This window comes from Bradyrhizobium sp., from assembly GCF_016462955.1.
GTDB lineage: Bacteria > Pseudomonadota > Alphaproteobacteria > Rhizobiales > Xanthobacteraceae > Bradyrhizobium.
On record NZ_JAEMSD010000186.1, the window covers coordinates 4777 to 10155 of the forward strand.

7 protein-coding genes and 1 pseudogene are annotated in these 5379 nt (G+C 64.9%); 2 read left to right on the top strand and 6 right to left on the bottom strand.

Annotated features, from left to right (window positions below):
• Together JHD07_RS19500 and JHD07_RS19505 are read left to right on the top strand one after the other, a co-directional pair.
• On the top strand, positions 1–702 hold a 702-nt coding region (locus JHD07_RS19500), incomplete at its 5' end, for a quinoprotein dehydrogenase-associated putative ABC transporter substrate-binding protein (RefSeq protein ID WP_291624796.1).
• Positions 699–1256 (top strand): PQQ-dependent catabolism-associated CXXCW motif protein, encoded by a 558-nt coding sequence (locus tag JHD07_RS19505; RefSeq protein WP_291624798.1) that lies wholly within the window; start codon positions 699–701, stop codon positions 1254–1256. The genes JHD07_RS19500 and JHD07_RS19505, both read left to right, overlap by 4 nt.
• Before the next feature lie 276 nt (positions 1257–1532).
• Here the strand turns inward: JHD07_RS19505 and JHD07_RS19510 are convergent, their stop codons facing one another.
• The 6 genes and pseudogenes from JHD07_RS19510 to JHD07_RS19535 form a co-directional block, all read right to left on the bottom strand.
• Positions 1533–1835 carry a copper-binding protein gene (locus JHD07_RS19510; RefSeq protein WP_291624813.1) on the bottom strand — a complete coding sequence of 101 codons (303 nt, stop codon included), beginning with the start codon at positions 1833–1835 and terminating at the stop codon, positions 1533–1535.
• Positions 1836–1971: 136 nt separating this feature from the next.
• Entirely contained in the window at positions 1972–2580 is a 609-nt protein-coding gene (locus JHD07_RS19515) for a hypothetical protein (protein ID WP_291624800.1), read from the bottom strand.
• A complete protein-coding gene (locus JHD07_RS19520; protein ID WP_291624802.1) occupies positions 2577–3425 on the bottom strand; it encodes an ABC transporter permease in 849 nt (282 codons plus the stop codon). The genes JHD07_RS19515 and JHD07_RS19520 overlap by 4 nt, the downstream gene beginning before the upstream one ends.
• Positions 3422–4222, bottom strand: coding sequence for an ABC transporter ATP-binding protein (locus tag JHD07_RS19525; RefSeq protein WP_291624804.1), 801 nt, complete (start codon positions 4220–4222; stop codon positions 3422–3424). Before JHD07_RS19525 ends, JHD07_RS19520 begins: the two co-directional genes overlap by 4 nt.
• Positions 4219–5193 (bottom strand): YVTN family beta-propeller repeat protein, encoded by a 975-nt coding sequence (locus JHD07_RS19530; protein ID WP_291624805.1) that lies wholly within the window; start codon positions 5191–5193, stop codon positions 4219–4221. Before JHD07_RS19530 ends, JHD07_RS19525 begins: the two co-directional genes overlap by 4 nt.
• A gap of 8 nt (positions 5194–5201) precedes the next feature.
• Positions 5202–5379 (bottom strand): annotated as a pseudogene (locus JHD07_RS19535) (branched-chain amino acid ABC transporter substrate-binding protein); the annotation flags it as partial.

Consider the following 5379-nt stretch of genomic DNA (forward strand, 5'->3'; position numbering starts at 1 on the left):
AAGGGCGAGGGGTTCGAGAACAAGCTGGCCGAATTCCTGGCGGGCAAGCTGCAGAAGAAACTCGATTACGTTTTCTTTCCGCAAGCCTCGGGCTTCGTGCGGATGACGCTGGGGGCACATCGCTGCGACGTCATCATGGGCTTCCCGCAAGGCGACGACCTCGTGCAGGGCACCAATCCGTATTACCGCACGAGCTATGCCCTGGTGGCCAAGGCCGGCAGCGGACTCGAGGACGTCGATACGCTCGAGGATGCGCGCCTCAAGGGCAAGCATGTCGGCATCGTCGCCGGCACGCCGCCGGCGACCAACATGGCGCTGGCGGGCTTGATGGGCGATGCGAAGCCATATCCGCTGATGATCGACACGCGCTTCGACAATTCGGCGCAGGCGATGATCGACGATCTCAACGCTGGCAAGATCGACGCCGGCGTGCTGTGGGGCCCGATGGCCGGCTATTTCGCTAAGAAGGCCGGACCCTCGCTCCATGTCACGCCGCTGGTGAAGGAAACCAGCGGCCCGAAGCTGGTCTATCGCATCGGCATGGGCGTGCGCCCCGCCGACCAGAACTGGAAGCGGCAGCTGAACAAGCTGATCCAGGAGAACCAGGGCGAGATCAACAACATCCTGCTCGACTTCGGCGTGCCGCTGCTGGACGAGAGCAATCGGCCACTCGGTGCGGAGACGGCCAAGAAGACGCCATGAGACGGCCTCTTGCCGCTGTGCTCGCCGTTGCCCTGCTCGTGGCCCCGGTGTGGGCGCAGCAGCAGGAGCCGTTCGAGCCCGAGGGATATCGCACCGATAATTACCGCGCGCCGGTTCCGGCGACGCTCGCTGGCGCGCGCGTGCTCACGATCGGGGAAGCGGAGGCGATCTGGCGCGCAAACAGCGGCGTGTTCGTCGACGTGATGCCGCGGCCGCCGAAACCGAAGAATCTTCCCGAGGGCACGGTGTGGCGCGATGCGCCGCGCCGAAACATTCCGGGCAGCATCTGGCTGCCGGATACCGGTTACGGCACGCTGCCGCCTTCCATGGACGATTATCTCCAGCGCGGCCTCGCACGTGCGTCGCGCGGCGACAAGGCCGCGTTGCTGGTGATCTATTGCCTCGCCGATTGCTGGATGTCCTGGAACGCGGCCAAGCGTGCGCTCACTTATGGCTACGCCAAAATCGCTTGGTTTCCTGATGGCACCGACGGTTGGGAAGCCGCCAAACTCCCGACGGAGGACGCGAAGCCGGAACCGCGCCCAGATCAGTAGCGGCTGGATGCAGGTGCCCGGCCGCCCCCATAAGCAGCAGGGCAAACGCATATGGGAGTGATCTCGCCTCTGGCCATCCTTCGAGACGCCCGCCGTTGGCGGGCCCGCAGGATGAGGACCGCGTGCGTTGAGCTGGTTTCAACGGGCCCCGGTGCCGCTGAGCCTCACCCTGAGGGACCGCGAAGCGGTCGTCTCGAAGGGCGAGGCGCGCGCTCAGGTCTTTCAAAAACCTATATGCGATCGCCCTGCGGCAAGCAGGGAGCGGCAGAGACGATGCTATTTCTGCTTCTCCAACTTCGTCAGCGTGCCCGTGCCGTTGGTCTGAGTGGCCGAATAGGTCACGCGGTCGCCGGCATGGACGGCCTCCAGCATTGCGGCGTCCTTCGTTTTGTATTCCTGCAGCGCGCCGGCGCTGCCTGTGCTGGCGCCCACCGTGCCTTTCTGCGTCTGTTGGATCGAGATGGTGCCGTTGAGCCGATCGATCCGCGTGATCATTCCGGTCATGTCGTCAGCGACAGCGCCGGTAGCGAACAGGCTGAGGGCCGCAGCGCCCGCGAGCATGATTCTTTTGGTTCCCATCGAAGCCTCCCGACGTTTGGCGTTCACGTCGACAAGCCATCATAAATCGAATTGGTTCCGGCGAATACCGCGGCGAAAGGTTAACGTTCCCGAGGTGATCGCGGGAACTTTTCGTGAGCCGTCAGTACGGCTGACGCTATTCCATTTCCTGCTGGATCACGCGTCCGAGCGCGAACAGGCGTTGGTCGATCGAGGTCGGAACCTCGCAGACGAAGCGCACCACCTTGGTGCGGTCTTCGAAAATGCGGGTCTTCCATATCAAATCGTTGCTGAGCGCCTCGACCTTGGTCTCGTCGCGCGGCGTCGCACCTTGCAGGGCCTGGAGCTGAACCGCCTCCTCGCGGATCTTGTCAGCCGCATCACGCTGCTTGCGGCTGACGCGCTCGAGCCCGTTCATGACCTGGGAACGCTGGGCGTTGAGGGTGTCGAACAGGCCGGCGAACAGCAGCTTGGCGTTGTTGGTCTTGTCCGGGCCGGAGGCGGCCAGAACCTCCTTCACGGCCTTCTCGGCCTCGTCCATCGGCGTCTTTCGCGCCGACAGCCTTGCCACCAGCGCGCTGATTTTGGCGTCGTCCTTCCATTTGCTCTGGACGTCGTCGAGCGGCGGACCGCTCCACACGGCGGCCAGCGAGATCTCCGGCACCTTGGCCTGGGTGCAGGGCCAGTCCGGATGACGTGGATCGGCCGCGCGCGCCGCCGTAGCGCACAGCGCGATGGCCATTGCAGCCAAAGCCAGAATCTTCATCCTTCGCCTCCCGCGGGCCCGCGCCGCGCCAGCCCGCGCGAGGGATCATAGGCCAATATCGCGCCGATCATGAAGACGATTGTGCAAGTAGCGACCACCGCCAGCGAGATCCAGTTGATCTGCCCGTAGAGTGCAAAACGTATCAGCTCCACTGCATGGGTGAACGGATTGGCCTCGCAGAGATAGTAGAGATAAGGGCTGCCCTCCTGCACCCGCCAGAGCGGATAGAGCGCGGAGGAGGCGAAGAACATCGGGAAGATCACGAAGTTCATGACGCCCGCGAAGTTTTCCAGCTGCTTGATGCCGGAGGAGATCAGCATGCCGAGCGAGCCCAGCATCAGCCCCGACAGGATCAGCGCCGGCAACACGGTGAGATAGCCCTGGGGGGGCGGGGTGATGTCCCAGAGCCAGGCGATCAGCAGGAACGCATAGACCTGGAGCAATGACACCGCGGTGCCCGCGAGCAGCTTGCAGAACAGGAGGAACCCGCGCGGCAGCGGGCTCACCAGGAGCGTGCGCATATTGCCCATCTCGCGGTCATAGACCATCGAGAGCGAGGATTGCATGCCGTTGAAGAGCTGGATCATCGCCATCAGGCCGGGCGCGATATAGACCTCGTAGAGGATGTAGGTCTCGTAAGGCGGGATGATGGAGATGCCGAGCACCTGGCGGAACCCGGCGGCGAAGATGAACAGCCACACCAGCGGCCGCACCAGCGCCGAAACGAAGCGCTCGCGTTGATGCAGGAAGCGCAGGCCCTCGCGCCAAACGATGCCGGTCAGGCACGTCAGGTACTCGCCGGCAGAAAAGCCGCGCGGCGCCTCGCGCGTGGTGATGCTGCTCACGCGCCGCCTCCCGGCATGGCTTGCGCACCGGTCAGCCGCATGAAGGCGGTGTTGACGTCCTGCGCGCCGGATTCCGCGATGACGCGGCTCATCGGTCCCCGCGCCAGCACCTTGCCCTGGTGCAGCACCACGAGATCGTCATCGGGGTGGATCTCGTCGAACAGGTGCGTGGCCCAGAGCACGCCGATGCCTTGCTCGGCGACAAGCTGGCGGACGTGACTGATGATGTCGGCGCGCGCCTTGACGTCGAGGCCGACGGTCGGCTCGTCGAGCAGAAGCAGCCGAGGCCGGTGCAGCAGCGCCCGCGCGATTTCCAGCCGGCGCATCTGCCCGCCGGAGAGGTCGCGCACCTTGCTCCCGGCGCGGTCCGCGAGGCCAATGCGCCCGAGCAGCTCGGCGCTGCGTGCGGCGGCCTCGCGCCGGCTGATGCCGTGGAGGGCGGCGTGGTAGAGCAGGTTCTGCGTCAGCGACAGGTCGAGGTCGAGCGTGCGCGGCTGGAACACGACCCCGAGCAGCCGCAGCGCCTCGCCGGGGTTCTTGCTGATGTCATGACCGAAGATGCTGATGCGGCCGGCCTGGATGCCGAACAGGCGCGTGATCAGCGAGAACAGCGTGCTCTTGCCGGCGCCGTTGAGGCCGAGCAGCGCGGTGAAGCTCGCAGGCTGCACGTTGAAAGTCACGTCCATCAGCGCGCGCCGCTGCCCATAGGCGTGGCTGACGCCGTCGATCGACAAGGCCGGCACCGCGGCCGGATCAGGCGCCGGAGACGGCTCGATGATCGGGGCGGGGCGGGTCATGGCGCGATCGCGACGCCCCACGGCAGTTCGCCCACCTGAATGGTCTTGATCACCTTTTGAGCGGCGACGTCGATGACCGAGACGTCGTTGGAGACGCCATTGGTGGTGAGCAGGTATTTCTCGTCGGGCGTGAACGCCACGTGCCAGACGCGCTGGCCGACCAGCAGATATTTCGTCACCTTGCGCGTGGCGACGTCGACCACGGCGATGCGGTTGGCGGGGCCGAGCGCGACGAAGGCGGTCTTGTCGTCCCTGGTCATGCCGATGCCGACCGGCTGGATCGCCTCCTTCCGCAGGCCCGGAATCTCGAATGTGACCTTGCCGATCACCTCGTGCTTCTTGGGATCGATGATCGAGACGGTGCCGCCGATTTCCGAGGAGACCCAGACTTCGGAGCTGTCATGCTTGTACTCGGCATAACGCGGGCGCGCATCGACCAGCACGTTGGCGACGATCTGGCGTGTGGCGGTGTCGATGAAATGCGCCATGTTGGTCGTCTCGGAGGTATTGATCAGCGTCTTGCCGTCGGGACTGATGGTCATTCCCTCGGGCTCGACGCCGACCTGGATGTCGCCGAGACGCGCGCGCTTCTCGAGATCGATCACGGTCACCGTGTTGTCGTTCTCGTTGGCGACGTAAAGGATCTTGCCGGCGGCATCCTGGGCGAACAATTCCGGGTCGGGCCCGGAGGGTAGGCTGTCCACAACGGTCTGCGTCTTGGTGTCGATCACCTCGATGGTGTCGTCGTCGCCGACCGCGACCATGACGAATCTCCCGTCACGCGTGAGATCGATGCCGCGCGGGCGCTGGCCGACCTTGATGGTCTTGGTCACGGTCCAGGTATCGGTGTCGATCACCGACACCGTGTTGCTCTTCTCGTTCGAGACATAGGCGACGAACGCGTGCGCGGGCGGTGCGGCGGCCGCCAGCGCCAGTCCGGCCAGCAATCCCACACGCCACATCCGCGACATCTGATTCCTCATTTCAACTTGCATTTGCTCTCCGGGCGATCGTAGCCGAGCGTGTCGAGCTCGGAGACTTGGTGCAGAAATCCCTCCTGCGGCGACACCGAAACCACCATGCGACCGTCGACCAAAAGGATCGGCTGGCGCAGCTGCAGGTTCCAGTCGCGCAGCGTCAGCCGCGTGCCCTTGAAG